22 protein-coding genes are annotated in these 23,364 nt (G+C 60.3%); 14 read left to right on the top strand and 8 right to left on the bottom strand.

Features of this window, described 5'->3' with window-relative positions:
- Window positions 1-60 precede the first annotated feature (60 nt).
- From G3T16_RS03290 to G3T16_RS03250, 9 genes are all read left to right on the top strand, one after another.
- Window positions 61-1,821, top strand: coding sequence for an amidohydrolase (locus G3T16_RS03290; RefSeq protein ID WP_163493820.1), 1,761 nt, complete (start codon window positions 61-63; stop codon window positions 1,819-1,821).
- A 24-nt stretch (window positions 1,822-1,845) separates the two neighbouring features.
- A complete protein-coding gene (locus tag G3T16_RS03285) occupies window positions 1,846-4,293 on the top strand; it encodes a TonB-dependent receptor (RefSeq protein ID WP_163493819.1) in 2,448 nt (815 codons plus the stop codon).
- A 75-nt stretch (window positions 4,294-4,368) separates the two neighbouring features.
- Entirely contained in the window at window positions 4,369-5,793 is a 1,425-nt protein-coding gene (locus tag G3T16_RS03280) for an amidase (protein WP_163493818.1), read from the top strand.
- Window positions 5,794-5,826: 33 nt separating this feature from the next.
- Window positions 5,827-6,945 carry a class II histone deacetylase gene (locus tag G3T16_RS03275; RefSeq protein ID WP_232059246.1) on the top strand — a complete coding sequence of 373 codons (1,119 nt, stop codon included), beginning with the start codon at window positions 5,827-5,829 and terminating at the stop codon, window positions 6,943-6,945.
- 2 nt (window positions 6,946-6,947) lie between these two features.
- Entirely contained in the window at window positions 6,948-7,364 is a 417-nt protein-coding gene (locus G3T16_RS03270) for a nuclear transport factor 2 family protein (protein WP_163493817.1), read from the top strand.
- A 351-nt stretch (window positions 7,365-7,715) separates the two neighbouring features.
- Window positions 7,716-9,164: a gas vesicle protein GvpD gene (locus tag G3T16_RS03265; RefSeq protein WP_163493816.1), complete on the top strand. Its 1,449-nt coding sequence runs from the start codon at window positions 7,716-7,718 to the stop codon at window positions 9,162-9,164.
- 12 nt (window positions 9,165-9,176) lie between these two features.
- The gene (locus tag G3T16_RS03260; protein ID WP_163493815.1) at window positions 9,177-9,578 is read left to right on the top strand and encodes a PleD family two-component system response regulator; all 402 of its coding nucleotides are present in this window, start codon (window positions 9,177-9,179) and stop codon (window positions 9,576-9,578) included.
- A gap of 5 nt (window positions 9,579-9,583) precedes the next feature.
- Entirely contained in the window at window positions 9,584-11,344 is a 1,761-nt protein-coding gene (locus G3T16_RS03255; RefSeq protein ID WP_163493814.1) for a putative bifunctional diguanylate cyclase/phosphodiesterase, read from the top strand.
- Window positions 11,345-11,670: 326 nt separating this feature from the next.
- The gene (locus G3T16_RS03250; protein WP_197911868.1) at window positions 11,671-12,282 is read left to right on the top strand and encodes a DUF4142 domain-containing protein; all 612 of its coding nucleotides are present in this window, start codon (window positions 11,671-11,673) and stop codon (window positions 12,280-12,282) included.
- Window positions 12,283-12,504: 222 nt separating this feature from the next.
- Here G3T16_RS03250 and G3T16_RS03245 read toward each other — a convergent pair whose 3' ends face one another.
- Together G3T16_RS03245 and G3T16_RS03240 are read right to left on the bottom strand one after the other, a co-directional pair.
- Window positions 12,505-12,696 carry a hypothetical protein gene (locus tag G3T16_RS03245; protein ID WP_163493813.1) on the bottom strand — a complete coding sequence of 64 codons (192 nt, stop codon included), beginning with the start codon at window positions 12,694-12,696 and terminating at the stop codon, window positions 12,505-12,507.
- 308 nt (window positions 12,697-13,004) lie between these two features.
- Window positions 13,005-13,379, bottom strand: a complete 375-nt coding sequence (locus G3T16_RS03240) for a Rho termination factor N-terminal domain-containing protein (RefSeq protein ID WP_163493812.1) — start codon at window positions 13,377-13,379, stop codon at window positions 13,005-13,007.
- A gap of 277 nt (window positions 13,380-13,656) precedes the next feature.
- On the opposite strand from G3T16_RS03240, the gene G3T16_RS22960 reads away from it, so the two are divergent.
- On the top strand, window positions 13,657-13,968 hold the full coding sequence (locus G3T16_RS22960) for a KGG domain-containing protein (RefSeq protein WP_163493811.1): 312 nt from the start codon (window positions 13,657-13,659) through the stop codon (window positions 13,966-13,968).
- Between the two features lie 128 nt (window positions 13,969-14,096).
- Here the strand turns inward: G3T16_RS22960 and hmgA are convergent, their stop codons facing one another.
- Genes hmgA through G3T16_RS03220 form a run of 3 tightly spaced genes read right to left on the bottom strand, consistent with a single transcriptional unit; the run spans window position 14,097 to window position 17,297 of the window.
- Window positions 14,097-15,407 (bottom strand): homogentisate 1,2-dioxygenase, encoded by a 1,311-nt coding sequence (gene hmgA, locus G3T16_RS03230; RefSeq protein WP_163493810.1) that lies wholly within the window; start codon window positions 15,405-15,407, stop codon window positions 14,097-14,099.
- Between the two features lie 4 nt (window positions 15,408-15,411).
- Window positions 15,412-15,618, bottom strand: a complete 207-nt coding sequence (locus G3T16_RS03225; RefSeq protein WP_163493809.1) for a DUF2783 domain-containing protein — start codon at window positions 15,616-15,618, stop codon at window positions 15,412-15,414.
- Complete coding sequence (locus G3T16_RS03220) at window positions 15,615-17,297, bottom strand: FAD-dependent oxidoreductase (protein ID WP_163493808.1); 1,683 nt, start codon at window positions 17,295-17,297, stop codon at window positions 15,615-15,617. The genes G3T16_RS03225 and G3T16_RS03220 overlap by 4 nt, the downstream gene beginning before the upstream one ends.
- 147 nt (window positions 17,298-17,444) lie before the next feature.
- On the opposite strand from G3T16_RS03220, the gene G3T16_RS20890 reads away from it, so the two are divergent.
- The 4 genes from G3T16_RS20890 to G3T16_RS03205 are packed head-to-tail and all read left to right on the top strand — an operon-like array spanning window position 17,445 to window position 20,328.
- Window positions 17,445-17,642: a hypothetical protein gene (locus tag G3T16_RS20890; protein WP_197911867.1), complete on the top strand. Its 198-nt coding sequence runs from the start codon at window positions 17,445-17,447 to the stop codon at window positions 17,640-17,642.
- 14 nt (window positions 17,643-17,656) lie between these two features.
- Window positions 17,657-18,484 (top strand): MBL fold metallo-hydrolase, encoded by an 828-nt coding sequence (locus tag G3T16_RS03215; protein ID WP_197911866.1) that lies wholly within the window; start codon window positions 17,657-17,659, stop codon window positions 18,482-18,484.
- 33 nt (window positions 18,485-18,517) lie between these two features.
- Complete coding sequence (locus tag G3T16_RS03210) at window positions 18,518-18,973, top strand: MarR family winged helix-turn-helix transcriptional regulator (RefSeq protein ID WP_163493807.1); 456 nt, start codon at window positions 18,518-18,520, stop codon at window positions 18,971-18,973.
- Window positions 18,974-18,993: 20 nt separating this feature from the next.
- On the top strand, window positions 18,994-20,328 hold the full coding sequence (locus G3T16_RS03205) for a cytochrome P450 (RefSeq protein ID WP_163493806.1): 1,335 nt from the start codon (window positions 18,994-18,996) through the stop codon (window positions 20,326-20,328).
- A gap of 4 nt (window positions 20,329-20,332) precedes the next feature.
- Here G3T16_RS03205 and G3T16_RS03200 read toward each other — a convergent pair whose 3' ends face one another.
- The 3 genes from G3T16_RS03200 to G3T16_RS03190 are packed head-to-tail and all read right to left on the bottom strand — an operon-like array spanning window position 20,333 to window position 23,364.
- Entirely contained in the window at window positions 20,333-21,292 is a 960-nt protein-coding gene (locus G3T16_RS03200) for an AraC-like ligand-binding domain-containing protein (RefSeq protein ID WP_163493805.1), read from the bottom strand.
- Window positions 21,293-21,299: 7 nt separating this feature from the next.
- Entirely contained in the window at window positions 21,300-22,409 is a 1,110-nt protein-coding gene (locus G3T16_RS03195; protein WP_163493804.1) for a phenylacetaldoxime dehydratase family protein, read from the bottom strand.
- Window positions 22,327-23,364, bottom strand: coding sequence for a carbon-nitrogen hydrolase family protein (locus G3T16_RS03190; protein WP_163493803.1), 1,038 nt, complete (start codon window positions 23,362-23,364; stop codon window positions 22,327-22,329). The genes G3T16_RS03195 and G3T16_RS03190 overlap by 83 nt, the downstream gene beginning before the upstream one ends.

The raw sequence follows: 23,364 nt of genomic DNA, 5'->3' as shown, positions 1-23,364 counted from the left end.
GCGCCGCGGCCTCAAGCCAGTCTATGATCGGGACTCATCAATGAGCAGTGAGGACTGAATGTGCCGGGATTGATACAAAGGACAGGCGCCCTGGCCGTAGCGATCGGCTGCGCGGTGATTGCCAGTGCCGGTGCAACAACGGCGGATGGTACAGGCACCGCGGCAGATACCATTTACCACAATGCCCGATTTTACACGGTGGATGAGGCTCAGCCCTGGGTCGAGGCCGTGGCGGTCCAGGACGGACGCTATGTCTATGCCGGTTCTGCTGAGGGTGTCAAGGCCTGGCAGGGCGCGGCCACCGAGCTGATTGATCTGGGCGGCGCGATGGCAATGCCCGGTATCAATGATGCCCATGTCCACTCCCAGCGCGGCGGCGTCAAATCCCTGTTTGAATGCAGTTTTCCCTTCAGCGCCACTCCGGATCAGATAGCGGCGCGGGTCGCGGAATGCGTCGACGACAACCCCGAGGCACTGTGGATTCGCGGTGGACAGTGGAGCAGCGGCTTTTTTGACAACCACGACATCGATTCTCCCCGCGAGTTTCTCGACGCGGTCTCCGGCGACAAGGCGGTCTTGCTGAACGATGACAGCAATCACAATGGCTGGGTCAACAGCAAGGCGCTGCAACTGGCCGGTATCGACGCGGATACACCGGACCCGGCCGACGGCACCATCGTACGCGATCCGGTTACCGGCGAGCCCAATGGCCTGCTGCTGGAAGGCGCCGAACAGCGTGTCTCCGACCAGCTGCCCGCCTGGACGGACCAGCAATTGCGCCGGGGTACGCTGGAGGCGATGGCGATCGCCAATCGCTTTGGGATCACCGGCATGAAAGAAGCCTACGCCTCGCCGCAGTCCATGGCCGTGTTCCAGGGCCTGGACCGGGAAGGGCAGGCCAGTGTGCACATGGCGCTGGCGATAGAGACGCCCTATGGACACCGCGAGCAACCGCTGGACTACGACCACATCGATGAACTGCAACAGCGGTACCTAAGTGACAATGTCCATACGCGGTTCGTGAAGCTGTTCATGGATGGCGTACCCACATCCTCGCGCACCGCGGCGATGCTGGCGCCATACACGGGTACGGACGCGGATGATCCGGCCAGCGCCGGCACCCTGCATCTGCCCGCCGAGCTGCTGACTCGCGATCTGATCGAGCTGGACAAGCGCGGCTACACCGTAAAGATCCACGCGGCCGGGGATCGCTCGGTACGGGTGGTGCTGGATGCAATAGCGGCGGCGCGCAAGGCCAATGGTGACAGCGGCCTGCGCCATGAGCTGGCCCATGCCGGCTATATTGATGACAGCGACCTGCCGCGGTTTGCAGCGCTGGACGCAGTCGCCGACCTGTCGCCCTACCTGTGGCATCCATCGCCGATCATGGATTCGGTGGTGGCCGCAGTCGGTTCGCCGCGCGGGGAGCAGTATTTCCCGGTGAAGACCCTGCTGGAAGCGGAGGCTCCGGTACTGGCGGGCTCGGACTGGCCCGCTGCGGTGGAGACAATAGATCCCTGGCTGGGCGTCGAAGCGATGGTGACCCGACGGGATCCCAGCGGCCAGTACCCCGGCACATTCTGGCCCGAACAGGCCGTCAGCCTGGAACAGGCCCTGCGCATATTCACACTGGCCGGCGCCCGGGCACTGGGTCTGGCGGATACCACGGGCAGCATCGAAGTGGGCAAGTCCGCGGATCTGATTGTGCTGGACCGTGACCTGTTTACCATTGACGCGGACGATATCAGCGATACCCGCGTCAAACTGACCCTGTTCCAGGGCCGGCCTGTATATCGGGCGCAGACCCAAGTCAGCCAATAATCGCTTTATCGAGGGGAACCGAGCATGAAAAACGTCAACTATCAGAACATCCTGCAGCGCAGTCTGCTGAGTTCCGCAGTGGCCGTGGCCGGCCTTGCAATTACCGGCAACACTGTGGCGGCCCAGCTTGAGGAGGTGGTGGTCACCGCGCAGAAACGCAGCCAGAGTGCGAACGATGTAGGTATCACGATCAATGCCTTCACCGGCGAGCAGCTCAAGGACTTCGGTGTGCTCACTGCCGAGGACATCGCGATGATGACCCCCGGCCTCACCGTGAATGAAACCGCGGCCACCGGTGTGCCATTGTATTCAATCCGCGGGGTCGGCTTCCAGGACTATTCCACCGCGGCCTCCTCCACGGTCGGTATTTATTTCGACGAAATTGCGATGCCGTATACCGTGATGACCCGCGGCCTGGTCTTCGATACCGAGCGGGTGGAGGTACTGAAGGGTCCCCAGGGGGATCTCTATGGCCGCAACACCACGGCGGGACAGATCAACTTTATCAGCAACAAGCCCACCCGCGAACTTGAGGCAGGTGTCAGTGCCAGCTACGGCAACTTCTCCACCTATGAGGTGGAAGGTTTTGCTTCCGGTGGTAATGAGCTGGTCCAGGGCAGGGTGGCCTTCAAGACCTCGCAGTCCAATGAGGGCTGGCAAAAGAGCACGACCCGCGATGATGAGCTGGGTGAGAAGGACGTCAGCGCACTGCGCGGTATCGTCAATTTCGATCCCACCGACACCCTGCGGCTGCAGCTGACCGCCCACTATGTCACCGACAAGTCGGAGAACAAGGCCAACGCCGTGTTCAGTGGTACCGAGGTCGGCCTGGGGGAGTTCAGCAACCCCTACACACCGCTGGAGGAATACCTGCTGCCCACCGGTAGCAACTTCGGCCAGACCCCACCCTGGTATGCCTCGGATGACAGCCAGGCAGCCGACTGGACCAACAGCTATACCAGCCCGATTACCGGCAAGACCTTTGATATCCGCCCCCAGCGCGACAACCAGTTGACCGGTTTTGCAGCCCGCCTGGAATGGGATGTCGCCGGCACCACCGTGACCTCGATCACCGGCTACAACGAGTTCGAACGGGTGGAGGCCAACGACTGGGACGGCGGCTTTTATACCGACTCCAGCAACATCAACACCACCGACCTCAAGGTTTTCTCGCAGGAACTGCGTATCGCCGGTGAAACCGGCAACCTGAACTGGATAGCGGGCCTGTACTATTCCACGGATGAGATGGATGAGTACTACCATTACTTCATGGCGGATTCCGTGTTCGGATTTGGTTCCATTCCCTGGGGTGTGGACCAGTTTGCCGCCACGCCGATCCTGGAGCTGGATACCAAGTACGAGCAGGAAACGGACTCCGCTGCGGTGTTTGGCCACATTGAGTGGCAGTTTACCGATACCCTGCGGCTGACGCTGGGCGCGCGCTACACCGAGGAGGAACGCGACTGGGCCGGCTGTACCTTTGTCGCCGAGGATGGCAGCCTGGGCAATTTCCTCAACGCCCAATTCGGTGCCAGCCTGGGCCCCGGGGACTGCGGCACCATCAATGACAATCCGGACTCGCCGAACTACATTTTCTCGGTTATCGGCACGCCCGACGTCAACGATGCCTTCCAGGTGTTTAAGGAGACCATCGAGACCGACCGCTGGATGGGCAAGATTGGCCTCGACTACGCGCTCACCGACGATGTCCTGCTGTACGGCATGATCTCGGAGGGCTTCAAGTCGGGCGGTTTCAATGGCGCCAACTCCAATACCACGCAGCAATTGCAGCCCTACAAGGAAGAGAAGCTGACCTCCTATGAAATCGGCGCCAAGGCCACCCTGCTCGATGGCAGCATGCAGCTCAATGCGGCCACCTTCTTCTACGATTACCGGGACAAGCAGGAGCAGGATATCTCCGTCACCTTCGTGGGCAATATTTCCGGGCTTACCAACGTTCCCGAATCCGAGATCATGGGCGCGGAAATGGATATGCAGTGGCTGCCCAGCGATCGTCTCAGCGTCAATCTCGGCGTCGCCTGGCTGGACACTGAGGTAAAGAAATGGAATGCAGTGGACCCGGCTGCCAGTGCCTGGCCGGTCACCGTACGGCGCGACGTCTCCGGTATCGAGCTGGCCCAGGCGCCGGAGTGGGCTTACACCGCGATGGTCAGCTACCAGTGGCCCGTGGCCCAGGGGCTGATGATGGAAGTGGCCGGTGACGTTAGCTTCACCGACGACACCACCGGCGGCATCGATCCGGAAAATTCCACCGAGGACTACACGCTGTTCAATGCCCGCCTGGGGCTGGGCCCCGACAGCGGCCAATGGCGGGCCCTGCTGTGGGCCCGCAACCTCACTGATGAGGACTACTACCCTGCAGCCTATACCGGCGGCAACGGGCCCTATGTCCGCAGCTACGGGATGCCGCGTACCTATGGTATCACCCTGAGCTATAACACCGGGCGCTAGCCTCTGTACCGAAATGATGAATGCGGTGGCCCGAATATCGGGTCGCCGCTCAGGGCTCTGTAACGAGTATTGACAATGGATGTAGCGGAATACCTGGAATACGACGGTCTGGGCCTCGCCCAGCTGGTGCGGGAGGGGGCAGTGAGTGCCGGAGAGTTGGCCCGGTGTTCGCTGACCCTCGCGCAGCAGTGGCAGCCGACGCTGAATGCGATTGTGGAGCAGTTCGATGATCTGGAACAGATAATCGACTCCGCGCCCGCGAGTGCAGTCTTCAGCGGCGTACCCTTCTACATCAAGGATCTGGTATTGCAGGCCGAGGGGCGGCGCAGCGAAATGGGATCGCGGCTGGCGGCCGGCCTGGTGGCGCCGGCGGACAGCGATCTGATGCGGCGATTCCGGCGGGCCGGCCTGGTGACGCTGGGGCGTACCGCGGTACCCGAACTAGGCTATAACTGTGCCACCGAAACCGTGGCCCAGGGTGCCACTGCCAATCCCTGGGATCCTGAGCGCAGCCCGGGCGGCTCCAGCGGCGGCAGTGCCGCGGTGGTCGCTGCCGGCATCGTGCCCTTTGCCCACGCCAACGACGGTGGCGGTTCCATCCGGATTCCCGCTTCCTGTTGCGGTCTGGTGGGGCTGAAACCCTCCCGCGGACGTGTGCCCATCGGCCCGGCTGCCGCAGACGGCCTGGGCGGCTTCGGCATCGAGTTCGCACTCACCCGTACAGTGCGTGACTGTGCCGCCCTGCTGGACGCGGTACAAGGGCCGGGGACAGGTGATCCCTATGTGATTGCGGCGCCCGCCGCTCCCTACGCCAGCCTCGCCCCGGTATCGCAGCCACTGCGCATTGCCTGTGGCAGCGAGGCCTGGTCCGGGGTGCCGGTGGACCCGGAAATCAAGGCGGCGGTGGCGGCGGTAGCGAAACTTTGTGAAGATATGGGACATCATGTGCAGTCCGCGATGCCCCCGCTGGATGGCGACGCGTTCGCCCAGGCCAATACCGATCTCTGGTCCGCCCATATTGCTCACTGGGTGGTCGACCTCTGCGCGGCCACCGGCCGCAAGGCCGGAAGCGAGACCCTGGAGCAGGCCATGCTGGCCGTGTATGAGCATGGTATGGGTTTGTCTGCGGTCGACCTGCTGCATACAGAGGACTGTTTCAACCAGGTCAATCGCGACTTTGGCCGTTTTTTTGTCGACTACGATGTGCTGCTGATTCCGACAGTGGCCCAGTTGCCCTGGCGCCTGGGTGAGCATGCATCCAGCGGGGGAGATTTCAGTGCCCGCAGCTGGACCGATCACGTGTTCCGCGACACCCCCTTTACCGCGGTCTTCAACTGCACCGGACAACCGGCAATATCGCTGCCGTTGGGGCGCAGTGCCAGTGGCCTGCCCTTTGGCCTGCAGTTTGTTGCCCGTATGGGGCGGGAGGACGTACTGCTGGCATTGGCTGCCAGCCTGGAACAACAGCAACCCTGGCCGCTGGTGGCGCCACAACCCTGAGGCAGCCCCCCGGCCTGAACGTGAGGAAAAACGATGACAGATGTACAACGCAAAACCGGGCTGGTCGCCCACGAGCTTTACATGTGGCACAACACCGGCAATTACGCAGGACCGGTGCCCTACGGCAACCCGGTGCAGCCGGATACTCACGCAGAAAATCCCGAAACCAAACGGCGCTTTCGCAATCTGCTGGAAGTGGCGGGACTGACACCACTGTTGCAGCCGATAGCGCCCCGTGAGGCGACGGAAGAGGAAGTGCTGCGCTTCCACACCCGCGAGTACCTGGAAAAGCTGAAGTCCCTGAGCGCCGGTATCGGCGGCGATGCCGGGCCATATACACCGCTGGGCCGTGGCAGCTATGAGATCGCACTGCTGTCCGCCGGTGGCGTCCTGGCCGCGCTGGAAGCGATCATGGCCGGCGAGGTCGACAACGCCTACGCGCTGGTGCGGCCACCGGGCCACCACGCGCTGGCCGACCTGGGTATGGGCTTCTGCCTCCTGGGCAATGCCGCGATCGCCTGTCACCATGCCTTTGCCCACTACGGTCTGGAGCGGGTGGCCATCGTCGATTGGGACGTGCACCACGGCAACGGTACACAGAGCGCGTTCTACGAGGACCCGCGGGCGCTGACCATCTCCGTTCATCAGGACAACTGCTTCCCGCCGGATTCCGGCTACCGCCACGAGAACGGCAGCGGTGCAGGCGAGGGATACAACGTCAATATTCCGCTGCCGCCGGGTTCAGGCGTCGGTGCCTATGAGGCTGCCTGGGACCGCGTCGTTGTACCGGCCCTGCAGGCGTTCAAGCCACAGTTGATAATCGTGCCCTCCGGCTTTGACGCCGGTGCCTACGATCCGCTGGGACGGATGCAGATGCACAGTGACGGCTATCGCAGCCTGACCCGCAAACTGCTGGCAGTTGCAGATGACTATTGTGACGGCCGGCTGCTGCTGTGCCACGAAGGGGGCTACAATACCTGGACCGTGCCATTCTTCGGGCTCGCGGTGATGGAGACCCTGAGCGGGATCACTACCGGCACCGCAGATCCGTTTCTGGAGATGGCTGCGGCGCTGGGTGGCCAGGAGCTGCAGCCGCACCAGGACGAGGCCATCAGCCAGGCGGAACAGCTGCTGGCAAAGTTGGCGTCCTGACCGTGTCTGAACTGGTCTGGTTCAACAAGAAGGAGGTGTCCGTGTCTGGTGATGAAGTGAAAATGGCGGTGCGCGCAGTGGTGCAATCCTATGTCGATGCCTGTGCCGGCGGTGATGTATTGGCACTGCGAGCACTGTTTCATCCGGATGCCTCGATCAGTGGTTACCTGGCTGGCAATCTGATTACCGGCAGTCCGGAACCTTTTTTTGAGGCGGTAGCGGGCAATCCTGCACCGCGGGAAGCCGGGCTGCATTACAGTGCCGAGATTGCCAATGTCGAGGTATCGGGGCGCTTCGCCACCGCCCTGCTGCGCGAACAGGGCTACCTGGGCCTGAATTTTGTCAATGCCTTCCAGTTACTGGAGATCGACGGTCAGTGGCATATCGTTGCCAAGGCCTTTGAATCCTCGCCGATGTAATGCGGGACACCGCGTGGCGGTGTTGCCCCGCGCGGCACTGGATGCGGATCAGGGCTGGAACTGCTTTGCTTCGAGTCCGATGTGGGCGCGGTACACGCTCCGGCAATCGCAACAAAGAAGCCAGGCGGTAAATGAATGGCTTGCCATTTGCGATTGGCGAAAGCCAGAGCGAGAAATAGCGCTTGTCAGTATTTTTGGGATCCCCTGCTCAGCCGCGAAAATTTACTCTATGACGTCGAGAACATATGAGCTAGACTCAGTTTTCCGCAGTCGGACGTATTAGGCTTCCGGTGCTATGGCATTCCTGGCTTCGTGGGGAGGAATGCCAGAAAGAAGTAGAAGGGGAAGAAAATGAGCAGCTATCCTGGACGACTTTCCAGCGGACTGCCGGCATTGGACGATGTGCTCAATGGTGGCCTTATACCGGGAGCATCGTATCTGATCCGAGGGGGGCCAGGACAAGGCAAAACCACATTGGGGTGCCATTTCCTTTCATCGGTAGGTACTCGGGGCGCTGCCCTGTTCATCGGTTTCCAGGAGCCCGAAGACCAACTCAGAACCAACGCCGAGGCGGTGGGAATCGACGTTTCGAATGTCACTTTTCTGAGCCTGGCGCCCGATGAACGTTTCTTTACTGACCAACAGGGCTACGACGTATTTGCCGCGGCGGACGTCGAGCAGGAACCCTTGGCCGAAGCTGTTACGGCGGCTATGGAACGTTCGAACCCGTCCCATGTGTTCGTCGATTCCATGACACAATTGCGCTTCCTGTCGTCGGACCTCTATCAATACCGCAAGCAAGTGCTGTCTCTGCTCCGTTACTTTCGCGATCGCGGAGCCACTGTATTGTTCACCTCGGAGCGCAGCAGCGAGATCTCCGATGAGGACCTGCAGTTTATTGCGGACGGGGTGATAACGCTTGATGTAGCCTCCAGTGGCTCCTTTCTCGAAGTCTCGAAGTTTCGCGGCTCAGGCTTCATGCGTGGAGCGCATCAGATGCGGGTGGGCGGGTCAGGGCTGGAACTTTTTCCGTGCAGGCTGCCTCCGCGATCCAACAAGGTGGAAGATGAACGCTGGCGCTATGCCACTGGCGTGACAAAAATAGACGAGATGCTCTACGGTGGCCTGGAGGCCGGCACTATTTCCCTGATTACGGGCCCGTCGGGAGTCGGGAAATCAACGCTTGCCTCTTTATTCGCCACGCACGCCGCCGAACAGGGCCGCAAGTCCGCATTCTATCTTTTTGAGGAGGAGCAGTCCTCCTTGCTGTACAGGGCCTCATCTCTTGCTATTCCACTGAAAAAGTTCATGGATTCTGGCCTGGTCGCGGTACAGCAAGTAGAGCCGCTGCGCTATCTCGCTGATGAATTCGCATCAATGGTACATAGCAAAGTCGAAGCAGAAGGTGTCGAGCTGGTGATTCTGGATAGTATTGCCGGTTTTGAACTGGTGTTGGGCGAAGGCGAGCAAACCAAATCGGCTTTGCATGCATTTGCCAAAGGTCTGTCCCGTCGCGGCATTTCCGTTATTCTAGTCAATGAGATCGAGGCTTTGACCGGTCAATTCAGGATCTCGGAGAAGGGCATCAGCTATCTTTCCGACAACGTCATCTTTCTCCGTTTCATGGAAGCCGATGGTGAACTCAAGAAGTCAATAGGTGTGCTGAAGAAGCGTCTCAGCCCTTTCGATTCAAAAATGTATACCTACCAGATAGCGGCCCCGGGGTTTCGTCTGGATGAGTCAGTGGCAGCGCAAGGCCTACAGGGCGTTCTCGATGGCCAGCAGGTTGTGAACGACTAGTCGCGCCTTCGTATGCCTGACATCCTTCTAATAATGCGCCAGCCAGGCAACCTTCGCGTGCTTGGTGCCGCGCTGGAGAGCCACGGCCACACGTGCATCGGCGCGCATGATCGTGCATCCGTTGACCAAGCACTGAGCCAATGCAAGGCCCTGAATTTGGCCCTCTTGGACGTCAGCGGATTCGGTGAATCGGTTTGGCTCGTATGCAAAAAACTGCAGCAGACGAACGTGCCATTCATCGCACTGTCGGCCAGACAGCAGTTGGGTGTAAGCAGCAAGACACTTCATTATGGCGCGATGAGTGTTTTGGAGAAGCCCATTGCCAAAGCCTCGCTGCTGCAGCTTATAGACAACATCACGCAAGCTGAGGACAATACCCCAGCGCCGTCGGCGCGGGTGCTGCGCCGGAGCTAGAGAAGATGATAAAAGACATTGGTATTATCAAGCGACTACAGTGGCGAGGCGTACGGCAAGCTGACGAAAAAGCGGCGAGCGAAAGCGACCAGGCTGGCAGGGGCAGGGTGGTGGTTCTGCTCGGCGGTGGCAATCAGGCCCTGCTTACGAAACAATTGCAGCCGCACTGTGAGATCGTACAACCGCGCGAATCCCGGCTAGTGCGGGGATCGTTTGATATGGCCATTGTGGACATCGAGGGATTGAAACAATGGAAGGACCAGTTGCTGGACGAGAAGATCCGGGAAGAACCCACCTTCCTGCCCATTGTCCTGGTCCTCTCCGACCGTGAGCTCCGGTTTCGACTCAAAACATTCTGGGATACCATCGACGAATTCATCATCACCCCGATTCAGCCCCGGGAATTTTCGGAGCGAATTGCAATGCTTTTGCGCACCCGGCGTTTAGCACTTGCCCAGCGCGAAAACCTCGCCTATCTCGTAAACCACGACCGTATCACCGGTCTTCCCAACAAGAATCTGTTTCTGGAGCACCTCGCGGACCGAATTCGAGATGCCTCGATCTTGCAAAAGCACTTGCACGCCGCTGTAGTCCATATTTCCATGTCGCAAGTCATGCGTTCATTGGGGCATTACGGTCTTGAACGCGCCGCATCCCAGTGCTCAACGCGGCTGGTGGCCCTGCTCAAGAACGAACTCTACATTGCGAGGTTGACCACCGAAGAATGGGGTTTAATCGCGCGGCCGGGAGCAGATCTGACAAATTTCGTCGAATTGTGTGGGAGACTACAGCACCTGGGGGCCGAACCCATAGTAGCAAACGGTGAACGTGTGCATTTGTCGCCGCGCATCGGTGTCGGAATTTATCCCGCCGACGGCAGCGATGCCCACAGTCTTCTCAATTGTGCCACGGCGGCTCTGTCCAATGCGCGCAGTACGGCTCCCGTTTTCTATTCATCCGACGTTCAGCACGAAGCACTACGGTTCATTCGCACCCAGACGCGCTTGTATGAAGCGTTGGAAAAGCGGCAGTTTGAACTGTGGTATCAACCTCAACTGAGTTTTGCGACTGGTCAAGTGGTTGGAGTCGAGGCACTGGTTCGCTGGCGATTGCCAGGCGGTCAGCTAGTCCCGCCCATTGAATTCATACCGGTTGCCGAAGCGACGGGGCAGATTGTCGATATAGATCGATGGGTACTCGACACAGCCTGCGCCACCATGCGTGGCTGGCAGGAGAGGAAGTTCGCTGTGAGCCGGATCTCCGTTAACGTCACGGTAGCGGATGTTGAGACACCGGATTTTGTGGAGCTGGTTCAGAACGCGTTGAGTAAGCACGGGCTGCTACCCTCCAATCTGGAGCTTGAACTCACCGAGTCAGCTTTGTTAGAGACCGGCCCGGCCAATCTGGACAAGTTGCATCAGCTGCGTACCTGCGGCATCAGGATAGCAGTGGACGATTTTGGCACAGGTTATTCTTCGCTGGGCTATCTGCACAAGTTGCCTGTCACCACGTTGAAAATCGACAAGACCTTCGTGGATCACGTGGTCAGATCACCGACCGACGCCGCCATTGCTGAAACCATTATCTGGCTAGCCAGGAAATTCAAGCTGGAGACAGTTGCCGAGGGCGTGGAAAACCAGGCCCAGGCAGATGTTCTCAAGGCCCGAGGCGTTGATATCGCGCAGGGCTTTTTCTATGCCCGGCCCATGCCGGAGCGGGAGCTGCGCGAATGGGTCGAGGTACACCAAAACAAAGTTTCAGACTAAGCCTGTGCCCCGGGCTCGCGCTCGGCACTTCCCGCGCGGGCCGGACACGAATTATCAGAAAAAATTACCGATGAGAAGCAATAGGTACCTGGTCCAATACCAGGTACTGATAATGAACGCCTGTAACTATTGAAAATAATAAGGGAAAGACCTGAACAAAAGTGTTTTCCTGGTTGGCATCAGCCTTGCTTGTATAAGCTGTAGCCGATGCCTGCCAACGGTCAAAAGGTACATGGGAAAGGGTCTGCGCGTCTTGCCGCGGCTCTGCCCTGTACCGCATTGGGGTGGGCCCGTCTTTTCCGCTAACTAGCGTAAGGAGTCCTAGCATGAAGAAGCCACTGATCACTATTGTTGCGATACTCACGGTTGCCGCCGCCGGATGGGCGAGCGCCAACAGGGATTCTGCCCCAGGCATGGCGAACGAAGATGCTGAACGGCGGGACAGCGCGAATTACAGAGAGATGAGAGCCGACACCATGAGGCCCAACGACGGCACCGACGTCGAGCCTATTGATGTCGAGGACTTTGTCGATACCGCGACCGCCAAAGGGATGGCAGAGCTGGAAACCGCGAGGCTTGCTCTTGAAAATGGCACTTCGCATGTCCGCGATTTCGCGAGGCGAATGATTGAAGACCATACCAAAGCCAATGAAAAGTTGGCTTCACTTGCGTCTCAGGAAGGGCTTGAGATTGCGGACGACGCTACCTTGATGGACCAGGCCCAGGCGATGATACTGAAGGTGCAAGACGGCGAATCGTTCGATGAAGCCTATATCGACAATCAGATCGTAGCTCACGAGCAGACCATCGAACTCTTTGAGCGCGGCGCAACCATCGAAGACACTGAAATAGCTCGCTTCGCCGAATCTACCTTGCCCAAGTTGAGGGAGCATCTCGAAATGGTCAAAGCGCTCAAGAATAAGCGCTCCGGAAATTAAGCTGGTGAGCTATGCGTGAAGTGCGGTAGCTAAATCACGGCCACAGCCTCAGCGTTCAGAGCAAAGCGGGAAGCAGGACTAGCGGTGCTGATTCAGGTTTTCCAACACAGCTCTGGGCGCTGTGGCGAGAGCGAAGAAGAGAGGTCCTCCGCCATGGAGCGACTCGTGCGATTTTACTGTGTCAAGATTGTACTGTGTTAATGAGTAATGACTTCGAGATGCTCAAGTTCCGGAGGGGACATTGAGTTTGCGCATTGCCTGCGTTATATCGTCTATAATGACATTCAACTTTTCTATGGCTTCATCGCTCCCCGTCAAGCGTCGGATTTCTTCCGAGCAGCTTTCGGTGAGGGCAATCTCGGAGCGGTAGAGCGAATTGACCGTGGTAAACGGTCTGGTCAGCAGTTCTGCCAACCGGCCTTTTCCTTTCTGGGTAGGAAGTCCTCCGAGAAAGCGAACCGCATCGGAAAGCATGGCGATATGGGTTGAGTGGATATCATGTAATCTGTGCAGAAGCTCCCTGACTTTTTCATCGCTGGTTTTTTATCAGATAGTCACACTCCGAGGCAAGAGAGCGGGACATCCCTATAATACGGTTCAAACCGTCTACCATGTGCTGATTGTTGATAGGGTTCTGAAGCTCCATATTTCCTCCCTCTCGATCTCAGGCTGGGCGACAGGTTATGACTGAGCACTCGTCGCCAATTCAGCACTTTTCGCAGTCAGCGCTGTCTTTTGATCGCGGCAATAAGGTCCTGCTTTCGCATTTTCGATCTTCCTTCTATATCCATCCGCCGGGCCTCGGCCAGCAGTTGATCTTTGGTTTTCTGTTCGAGCTTTCCTTCCTGGGTATTTCCTTTCCTGGTTTCGGCAGCCTGTCTGGCAGAATCCTTTCTGGCGCGTTTTTTTTGCTCTGGACGTTTTTGGGACCCAGAGCCGGAACTCTTTTCCCCGCCGCCGCTTTGCTTGTTGACCGTGGCCCATGCTCTTGCTTCGGCATTGTCCTTTGAAAGCCCCTTTTCCTCGTAGCTTTCTTCAATATGCTCAGCTTTTCGCTTCTGCTTTTCAGTATATTTTTCTTTGCTGCCTCTGCTCATGATCTGCTTCCTTCTCTGGCATCAGATATCAAGTTAAGACAAGTTGCAATCCTGAAGTTCAATAGGATGATGTGTGGTGACGCATCTCGTCAGCTCTGTAATTATTGCCGCGGAGGTGTAAAGATTTCACGTCAGTTTGCGAGTTACGAAGAACGAATGTTGGCAAGGGACTGCGATTCGCGGCTAGCGTGGTTGGCATTGATTTTGCGAGTTCAGACACAGTGACGTCCGGTTTGGTCGTCGCTTTACATCCAACTGTTACTTTGGAGGTTTAAGTATGGCTAACCAAGACAACCGAGGCTTCGGATCTATGGACGAACGCAAGCAGCGGGACATCGCCTCAAAGGGCGGCAAGGAGGCTCATCGTCAGGGAGCTGCTCATGAGTTTGACTCCGAGGAAGCGCGGCAGGCCGGCCAACAGGGAGGCCGCGAAGCTCACGCCCAAGGAACGGCTCATGAGTTTGACTCTGAAGAAGCGCGTCGGGCCGGCCAGAAGGGAGGACAGGAAGCTCATGCCCGCGGCAGCGCCCACGAGTTCGATTCTGAGGAAGCCCGTGAAGCTGGTCGCAAGGGCGGCCGAAATAGCTAGTACGACTGCGGTCATGCTACCGCACAAGGCCAGCGTCCAGGAGGGATGCTGGCCTTGTTCTTTCAATCACCTTGCCACGAGTTCTCGCCGAACGCCGTGGCCATATTGCTGGTCAGTGGCCTCCCTGATCAGGGCTGGAACTGTTTCTGCAGGCCCTCCCAGCAGTGGACATAGTCCCGCTGCCGCAGTCCGGTTTCCAGCGCCCAGCGGGTGGGCTGGATCAGGTAGCGCGATTCCAGCATGAATGCCAGTGTGTTCTGGTAGCGCTCCGGAGTCAGTTCGGCCTTGCTGGCCTTCTCGAATACCCCCAGTTCCGGGCCGTGGGGCGACATGCAGTTGTGCAGGCTGCTGCCTCCCGGCACGAAGCCCTGCTCCTTGGCATCATAGACTCCCTCGATCAGGCCCATGAACTCGCTCATCACATTGCGGTGATACCACGGCGGGCGGAAGGTGTCCTCGGCTACCATCCAGCGCGGCGGGAAGATAACGAAATCCAGGTTGGCCACACCGGCGGTGTCCGAGGCCGAGGTCAGTACCGTGTAGATACTGGGGTCGGGGTGATCGTAACTGACCGAGCCCATGACGTTGAAACGTGACAGATCGTACTTGTAGGGGGCGGAATTGCCGGTCCACGCCACCACGTCCAGCGGCGAGTGACCAATCTCGGCCCGGTAGAGGTGACCGGCGAACTTGCACAGCAGCTCGAAATCGCCTTCGACGTCCTCGTAGGCCGCCTGCGGATACTGGAAATCACGGTCGTTGGCGAAACCATTGGCGCCTACCGGCCCGCGTTCCGGCAGCGTCAGTGGGGCCCCATAGTTTTCGCAGAGATAGCCCCGCACGGGGCCTTCGGGCAGGTCCACTGCGAACTTCATCCCCCGCGGAATCACCGCGATTTCGCCGGGTTGCACCAGCAGCCGCCCGCATTCGGTGCGCAACAGCAGGCTGCCCTGTTGGGGCAGCAACAACCATTCACCGTCCGCGCAGTAGAAAAAACGCTGTCCCATGGAACGGTTAGCTGTGTACAGATGCACACCCATACCGTGCTGGGCATGCGCATCGCCACAGGTGGCGATGGTGATCAGACCCTCGATGAGATCGGCGTCGCTGTCGGGCAGCGGCAGCGGGTCCCAGCGCAGCATGTTGGGCGGGGTTGGATGAGCCGCGGGACCTGTGCAGATACGGCTCTGGTCTGGTTGCCAGGGGCTGTAATCACCCTGTACCACAGAGGGCCGGATACGGTAGAGCCAACTGCGCCGGTTGTGGGCGCGCGGGGCAGTGAACGCGGTGCTGCTGAATTGCTCGGCGTAGAGTCCGTAGGGTACCTGCTGCGGGCTGAATCGACCGCGGGGCAGGGCGCCGGGCAGGGCTTCGGTTTCATGCTCGTTGCCGAAACCATTGAGATAGCTGAGTTGGATATCGTGATTGACAGTGTTCATGGGCTTACTCACTCTGGCTGGGGATCTGGCCGGCAACGCGCAGGGCAGCATCCAGTATCTTCTGGTCGCCCACCTGGTTTGCCAGCAGCAGAATCAGGCGTGCATTGATGGTTTCGCTCTCGCTGCTGCTGCGGTCGCGGTGCAGGTCTGCCAATGCGGCGTAGAACGCGTCGGGGTCACTGAAATTGTTGTCGGTAATGAGTTGGCTCATGCTGCCTGCTCCTGTGTCAGGGTGGCTCCCAGCGCGCGCTCGACAGCCGCTACCACGGCCTGCGGGTCCACATCGCGCCAGCGGGCGCAGACATGCTGGTCGGGACGGATCAGGTACAGGGCTGAGTCGCGCAGGTCATAGCGCTGCGCCAGTATGCCCTCGCGGTCGACGATATGACCGGCGCTTGCCGTGGCCCCTGTTTCGTCTACGCAGACCAGCCGGGTGTCGATGCCGCGCTGCTGCAGTTGCCGGCAACAGTCTTCCAGTACCTCCGTTGCGGCGACGGCCTGGCCGCTGGCGAGCAGCACAAAGCGGTTGCCCAGCATTTCCAGCAACCACTGCTCCCCGCCGGGGGCACTGATGGGCGCATCGGTACAGGCGGAGCCCGGCCGCATCTGGGCGCCGAAAGCGGCGCTGTCGGGAGTGTTCAGCGGCGAATCGTCATAGACACAGGGCACCGACAAGCGGCCGCTGTTGACCAGGCGGCGGGCGAAGGGATAATCCCGCGCCAGATCCAGTACGGTATCGCGGAATACGCGGGTGACATGGTTTTTCGGAGTCATGAAATCGGTGGCGCGGGTGGAGTGCAGAATATTCTCCCGGGCGCCGTGCTGACGTTCACTATCGTAGCTGGTGAGCAGGGCGGCCGGCGCCCGTTGCTCCAGTACCGCGGCCAGTTTCCAGCACAGGTTTTCCACTCCCTGCAGGGCGCCGTTGGCGCCGCGGGCGCCGAAGGGTGATACCTGGTGGGCCGCATCGCCCATGAAAATCACCCGATTGTGGATAAACGAATCCATCTTGCGGCAGCGGAAGGTATAGACGCTGGCCCATTCCAGTTCCCATTCACGATCCTTGCCCAGCATCGCCTCGATCCGTGGGCGGATGCGGTCAATCTGCTTTTCTTTCTCAGGGTCGGCGTCCCAGCCGAGCTGGAAATCGATGCGCCAGACGTTGTCCGCCTGTTTGTGCAACAGCGTTGACTGGTCAGGATGGAACGGTGCATCGAACCAGAAGCGCCGCTCCGCCGGGAAGTCCGCCTTCATCAGTATGTCTGCAATCAGAAAACGGTCCTCGAATACCTGCCCTTTGCTCTCCAGCCCGAGCGACTCACGGATCGGACTGTTGGCGCCATCGGCCACCAGCAGATAGTCGCAGCTCATCCGGTAATTGCCCTCGGGTGTCTGCACTTCGACGCTCGTGGCATCCCTGCTGCTGTCGACAGCCACTACCTTGTGCAGCCAACGCAGATCAATGTCCGGCAGTTCCCGGCAGCGATCAACCATGTACTCCTCGAAATAGTACTGTTGCAGATTGATGAAGGCGGGAATTTTATGGTGTTGTTCAGGCAGCAGGTTGAATTCATAGATCTGCTGTTCGCCAAAGTAGACCCGGCCCAGGTTCCAGGTGACTCCCTTGGCCAGCATGGGCCCGGCACAACTGTAGCGGTCGCAGATTTCCAGTGTGCGCTTGGCGATGCAAATGGCGCGGGAGCCGACGCTGACCGTGTTGTTGTCATCTAGCACTACCGTGGCAATCCCCTGCAGCGCGAGATCCATCGCCGCGGCCAGGCCAGCGGGTCCGCCACCAACAATGATGACGGGGTGATGAGCCGGTGCTGCCGCGTCCTGATCCGGGCTTCTGCGATAGGGGTATTCCGGGTTGGTGTAGGTGCTCACCATAGATCAGTCCTCGGGAGTGGGCGAATACCGGGTGTCCTGCCGGCCGGGCTTATAGTTGCATTTGATACTAAATATATATCCTGCAGCCCCATGTTTCAAGGCGGAAACCACATACTCATAGAATTATTCCTGCATGGTTTATACGTCATGGCTGCCAAACAAGTTCCCAATGCAACTAAATTGTGCTATTTTGGAGGCAAGTTCTCAGCAGAAAGGCAATCCGTCATGGCCAAGAAACCCTTTGCATCTTCCGCCGATCTCGGCGAGAAAGTTGAAACCCTTGAAGTGCTGGCTGAGGGGTATATGCCCTCACCGCCGAGGGAGATCCCAATATCGGCGCGATAGAGGCAGAAGATTTTGTGATCGCGTTCGAAGCCAGAGCTACGCCCCGGGCAGCCCGCGACTGGCTGGCAAAATTGCGCGAGCACACCGACAAGCCGGTGCGCTATCTGGTGCTTTCACACTATCACGCGGTGCGGGTACTGGGCGCTTCCGCCTTCGATGCCGACTCCATCATCGCCCACGAAAATACCCGCCTGCTGATCGATGAGCGCGGCAAACAGGACTGGGACAGCGAGTTCGGCCGCATGCCGCGGCTGTTCCGCGAGCCCGAAGGCATCCCCGGTCTGACGCACCCGGACATCACCTTCAGTGACCGGCTGGTGATTCCGCTGGGCGGAGAGCGCGGTGATCTGGTGCTGGAGTACTGTGGCCGTGGCCACACCGCCGGGGATATCTGCGCCTGGTTGCCCAAGCACAAGATCCTGTTTGCGGGCGATCTGGTCGAGGCCGAGGCGGCCTTGTACACCGGCGACGCGTTTCACTTTGACTGGTCCACCGGTACCCTGGACAAGGTCAAGGAATACGGCGCGGAAGTTCTGATAGGTGGCCGCGGTGCGACCGCCCAGGGCCGCGCTGCGGTGGATGCAGCGATCGAACAAACCCGGGGCTTCCTGCAGGGCATGATCGAGAAAGTGGGCGAGGTGCACCGCGCCGGTGGTACCCTGAAGCAGGCCTTCGAGGCAACCCACGCCCATCTGGAGCCGAAGTTCGGCCGCTGGCCGATCTTCGAACACTGCCTGCCCTTCGATGTGCAGCGGTTGTGGGATGAGTTCGATGGCATTGACTGGCCGCGTATCTGGACTGCCGAGCGTGACCAGGAAGTCTGGGACCAGTTGCAGGACTGAGGTGGGCAAGCGCCGGCGAAACGGGGAGGTGAGGTGAATCAGGTAGCGCGCCAGGAGTTGCAGCTGGAGAGCTTTCTGCCTTATCTGGTGAACAATCTGGCGGATCGCATCAGCACGGGGCTGTCACGCATCTATGCCGGGCAGTACGGCCTCAGCATCCCGGAATGGCGGGTGCTGGCCAACCTCGCCGAACACCGGGTACTCAGTGCCAGCCAGATTGTTACCACCACCGCGATGGAAAAGAGCAAGGTGTCGCGGGCGGTCAAGAGTCTTGCCGGTCGCGGCCTGATTTCCCAAAGCCGCAGGGAAGACGACAATCGCGCGCGGGACCTGGCCCTGACCGCAGCGGGCGAAGCGCTGTACCGCAAGCTGGTGCCGCAGGCACTGGAGTGGGAGCGGGAGTTGCTGGAATGCCTGAGTGCAGGCGAGTATCGCGACCTGATGCACCTGCTGGGCAAGTTACGGCAGCAGGTTGGTCGTATCGATTGACAGTATGGGAAGGGTCACCGATGAGCCAGGATCAGACGGCGTTGGAGTTCGTCTATAACCCGCAGCAGTACGAGTGCGAAGTGCCGTTGGACCGGTTTGCGGCGCTGCGCGCGCAGGCTCCGATCCTCTGGATCGATGAGCATGTGTTGCCCCAGTGGCCTGGCGGCAGCGGTTTCTGGCTTCTGACCCGGCACGCGGAATGTGTGCAGGCGCTGCGCAACCCCAAATTGTTTTCCTCGCAGCTCGGCGGTACCCAGCTGCGCGACCCGGCCACGCCCGAAGACCTGCACTATGTGCAGAAGATGATGCTCAACATGGATCCGCCGCAGCACAGCCGGCTGCGGCGGCTGCTGATCAATGCCTTCACATCCCGTGCCATCGGCCAGCTGGAACAGCAGATACAGCATCACGCCAGCTCCATCGTCGACAAGCTGATAGCGGGCCGGCGCTCTGGTGAATGTGATTTCGTCAAGGATATCGCCGCCGACATGCCACTGCTGTGTCTGGCGGATATTTTCGGTCTGCCCGCCGAAGACCGCTACCTGATGTTCGACTGGGCCAACCGCGTGATCGGCTACCAGGACCCCGACTACGCGGGCTCTACAGCCTTCGATCTCGACACCGGTACTTCCATGGCCAGGGAAGCATTGCAATTGCGTCCAGTGCCCGACGCCGACGGCCGCATGCCTGACCCGCGTTCGCGCCGGGGCATGGATGACCTGTACCGGTACGCCCACCTGCTGGCAGAGCACAAGCGCGCCCACCCCGGCAGCGATGTGATGTCCATCCTGCTGGCCCAGATAGATGATGTCGATGGCGCGCTGACGATCGAGGAGTTCGAGAACATGTTCTGGCTGTTCGCGGTAGCGGGCAACGAGACCCTGCGCAATGCGATCCCCGGCGGCATGATCGCGCTGCTGCAGCACCCAGCTGTGTGGCGCGCGCTGCAGGCGGACGCGGCGCTGATGCCCAATGCGGTAGAGGAAATGCTGCGCTGGTGGACCCCGGTGATGAACTTCCGCCGTACCGTGACGCGAGACACCGAATTTGCCGGCGCCGCGCTGCAGGCCGGTGACAAGGTGCTGCTGTCCTATCTTTCCGCCAATTACGACGAGCGCATATTTACCGAGCCGGAGCGTTTCGACATCAGCCGCGACCCCAACCCGCACCTGAGCTTTGGCTATGGGCCCCATTTTTGCATCGGCGGTCAGTTGGCGGTGGCGCAAATGCGGGCGCTGTTTACCGAACTGGGCCGTCGCTTCGATCGCTTCGAGCTGGCCGGAGATCCCACCTTCCTGCGCTCCAATTTCCAGCGCGGGGTGAAGTCACTGCCAGTGCGCTGGTGGGTGCGTTAGTCCGTCAGCGCACCTCACTGGGACTGACGTCGTATCGCTTCTTGAACGCGCGCGAGAAATGCGCCGGGCTGGAAAAGCCGACACTGTAGGCGATGCACTCGATGCTGTGACCGCAGTAGGCCGGGTCGGTCAGCAGCTGACGGCTTTTTGCCAGCCGCCGCTGCAGGATCAAAGCGTGCAGGGTTTCCTCTTCATCCTGGAACAACTTGTGCAGATAGCGGATGGAGATGCCCTGGGCTGCGGCAATATGGTTGTTGCACAGTTGCGGGTCGCACAGGTTGTTGTCGACATACTGTCGGATACGGCGCTTGATGGCCTCCCGCGCCAGCGAGTGTTCGCCGACCTGCTCCAGCATCACCGAGGAACTGAAGGCCAGCGCAATCATGTTGACCAGGTTCTCAGCCAGTTCACCGGGTGCCCGCTGGACCGTATCCAGCTCCTTCATCAGTGAAAACAGGAAGGTACTGAGCACAGACCCCAGCCCGGAATTGCCGGAGACCGCGATGGCGGTGTATTGCTCCGGGTTGATCAGGTGCCGCGACAATACTTCCTTGGGCATCTGTACCACGAACTGGTGGAAGCGTTCGCTGAAGGTCAGCGAGTAGGGCTCGGTGCTGTCGTAGAGGGCGAAGTTGCCGGGTTTCAGCACGGCCCGGCGCCCACTTTGCTGGATCAATCCCTGCTGGGCCAGCTGGAAGCTGATCAGGAAGTCTGCTTCCCCGGAGCGGGCGATCTGGCGGCGGGAGCGGGTGACGAGCTGGGCGTCCGAGATCACCTCGGAAAAACGCAGCTTGCCAATGCCGACACCGCCGCGCAGTTCGCCATCGAAGTCCTGTTTGCCGCGAGGTTCGCAGTCCAGTTTGACGAATTCGTCGCAGATAACGTCACACCAATAGGCAAAGCGTTCGCCGGGCTGCTGCTCAGCGGTGTGTTTGCGGTAGCCGTCGGTGATCACATGGCCCATGGTGCGTTTACTCCTGGCTGGCAGCGCCGGGTGCCTGCGGGGTTTGGCAATGCCGCAGCAGGCCGGTTTGCGGGTGGCAACCTATATACTCAAACTCACTGCCATCGCGCGGCAGAACGCTGACTTCATGCCACAGCCGCAGCTGCATCGTCTCGCCAAAGGTCGCCACCATGTGCAGGAAGCTGTCGAATATCGCCACGTGGGTAGGATGATCCCTGGCCCATTCCTCGAAGGCGTGGATATCGGTAGCATAGCCCAGCCCGAAGCTCTCCTCCAGTGGCTGCCACTGCGCATCGTGCTGGTTGACGAAGCGCATGGAAAAACAGCTACTGGCGACGGGGTTGTCACGCAGGAAGCGCATGCCCTCCAGCAGGACGGGTTGCACCTGTTCCAGGTAGTGGGCTTTTTCCGCTGGTGCGCAGTGGGACCAGTTCTGGCCGGAGCGTATCACGCACATGTTCTCGGGTGCCGCGACCCGTATCCGCCGCGGGTCGCTGCCGGTAATCGCGGCCAGCGGCTGGTCGATGGGGGCGCTCTGGCGCAGGGCATTGCTGGCGGACAGCGGAATGCGATCCCTGGCGCCACCGGCATAGCCGTGTTCCAGGATCGGCCCCTCCACGCCCGCCGCGCAGACCCCGGCGCCGTAGGGGGTGGGCGTCGAATGCAGCGTCTCCAGCCGCTCCAGCGGGCTGAGGATGATTTCGCGCCAGTAGCCCACGCCATCGCACAGGCGCTGCTCGCTGTCCCACCAGGCAGCGTGGTCGCGCCACCACTGCCGGTAGACCGATTCGCGCCAGTAGGCAATGTACAGATAATTGTTGACGCCGGCCCGGTCGCGGAAGCTGCCGCGCTCCACTGTCAGCGGCCCCAGCCCGCCCTGCAGCGCGTCGCGGACCCATGCGTCCAGTGGTGCCGGATCGTCGCCCTGCAGGCCGAAGAAGGCCGAAACCAGCGGATCTGCCGGATCCTGCCACACCGATTGCCAGGCGGGGCGGGCGGCTGCCAGTTGGGCGGCATACTGTTTCTGGGCATGCTCAGTTCGCTCCTGGGGCCTGGTGCCGGGCGGCTGTTGCCGCGGTGTCTGCCGGCGGTTCGCAAGCCTCGATAATCGCCTCATCGGGGTCCGCTGTAAATGCCTCCACTGGCGGTTGCGGCCTGCGGTTGAGCAACAGACGGGTGACGTCGGGGCGGGAATAGTGCCCGACCGGGTCGGCGAAGGACTTGGCGATGGCGATGGCCTCCAGATCAAGCTGCGCCAACAGCAGGCCCTCCGCATGCTCCTCCAGCGGCTCGCAGAGCGGGCGGCCGTCCGGCGCGTAGATCTGGGCATGGCCGCCGCCGGCATTGATCAGCTCCGCCTGCGCCTCGGTTTCCACCAGCCGCTCGATCATCTCGGGCGAAATCACCCCGCAGGGCGCCAGCACGAAGCACTGCCCCTCCAGTGCATAGACCAGCGACAACGCCTTGTTGGCCTCCGGCCCCAGCGCAAAGGCCTGGGGGTAGCAGCTGAACGAGGGCCAGGCGGCGACATGCACCTGCTCGTGCAGACTGTACATCGCGTAGCGGGTCAGCGGCTGCAGGTGCTCCCAGCAACAGAGCTGGCCGATGCGGCCCAGCGGGGTCTCCAGTACGACCAGGTCGCTGCCATCGCCCTCGCCGTACACTGTGCGCTCCATATGGGTGGGTTTTAGTTTGCGCCGTGCCTGCAGCAGTTCGCCGCGGTCGTCGAACAGCAGTTGCGCGATATACAGGGAACCGTGGTCGCGCTCGCTGATGCCGGCGGAGACAAAGATGCGGTTGTCGCGCGCCGCCACGGCCAGCCGCTGGCAGGCCGGGCCGCCCACCACCATGCTGTTGGCGTGGTATTGCTGGAAATATTTCAGATTGTGGGCGGTGGCCGCCAGCCAGACCCACCAGGGATAGCCGGGAAACCAGCACTCCGGAAAGGCAATGATGCTGGCGCCCTGGCGGGCCGCCTGTTCGATCAGGCCGACGGCCTTGTCGACGCAGCCCTCCAGGTCCATGAATACCGGTGCGGCCTGTACCACGGCGGCCTTGTAGTTCAGTTGCAT

Source organism: Kineobactrum salinum, from assembly GCF_010669285.1.
GTDB classification, from domain to species: Bacteria; Pseudomonadota; Gammaproteobacteria; order Pseudomonadales; family Halieaceae; genus Kineobactrum; species Kineobactrum salinum.
The sequence above is the reverse complement of the archived record's forward strand: the minus strand, read 5'-3'. Positions and strand labels throughout refer to the sequence as shown.

Coding starts and splice junctions, on each gene's coding strand:
- G3T16_RS03200 (WP_163493805.1), bottom strand. CDS start 21,292: ATGGGCCATGTGATCACCGACGGCTACCGCAAACACACCGCTGAGCAG.
- G3T16_RS03275 (WP_232059246.1), top strand. CDS start 5,827: ATGACAGATGTACAACGCAAAACCGGGCTGGTCGCCCACGAGCTTTAC.
- G3T16_RS03225 (WP_163493809.1), bottom strand. CDS start 15,618: ATGAGCCAACTCATTACCGACAACAATTTCAGTGACCCCGACGCGTTC.
- G3T16_RS03285 (WP_163493819.1), top strand. CDS start 1,846: ATGAAAAACGTCAACTATCAGAACATCCTGCAGCGCAGTCTGCTGAGT.
- G3T16_RS03205 (WP_163493806.1), top strand. CDS start 18,994: ATGAGCCAGGATCAGACGGCGTTGGAGTTCGTCTATAACCCGCAGCAG.
- G3T16_RS03240 (WP_163493812.1), bottom strand. CDS start 13,379: ATGAGCAGAGGCAGCAAAGAAAAATATACTGAAAAGCAGAAGCGAAAA.
- G3T16_RS03250 (WP_197911868.1), top strand. CDS start 11,671: ATGAAGAAGCCACTGATCACTATTGTTGCGATACTCACGGTTGCCGCC.
- G3T16_RS03280 (WP_163493818.1), top strand. CDS start 4,369: ATGGATGTAGCGGAATACCTGGAATACGACGGTCTGGGCCTCGCCCAG.
- G3T16_RS03265 (WP_163493816.1), top strand. CDS start 7,716: ATGAGCAGCTATCCTGGACGACTTTCCAGCGGACTGCCGGCATTGGAC.
- G3T16_RS03190 (WP_163493803.1), bottom strand. CDS start 23,364: ATGCAACTGAACTACAAGGCCGCCGTGGTACAGGCCGCACCGGTATTC.
- G3T16_RS03220 (WP_163493808.1), bottom strand. CDS start 17,297: ATGGTGAGCACCTACACCAACCCGGAATACCCCTATCGCAGAAGCCCG.
- G3T16_RS03195 (WP_163493804.1), bottom strand. CDS start 22,409: ATGAGGCGATTATCGAGGCTTGCGAACCGCCGGCAGACACCGCGGCAA.
- G3T16_RS03260 (WP_163493815.1), top strand. CDS start 9,177: ATGCCTGACATCCTTCTAATAATGCGCCAGCCAGGCAACCTTCGCGTG.
- hmgA (WP_163493810.1), bottom strand. CDS start 15,407: ATGAACACTGTCAATCACGATATCCAACTCAGCTATCTCAATGGTTTC.
- G3T16_RS20890 (WP_197911867.1), top strand. CDS start 17,445: ATGGCTGCCAAACAAGTTCCCAATGCAACTAAATTGTGCTATTTTGGA.
- G3T16_RS22960 (WP_163493811.1), top strand. CDS start 13,657: ATGGCTAACCAAGACAACCGAGGCTTCGGATCTATGGACGAACGCAAG.
- G3T16_RS03255 (WP_163493814.1), top strand. CDS start 9,584: ATGATAAAAGACATTGGTATTATCAAGCGACTACAGTGGCGAGGCGTA.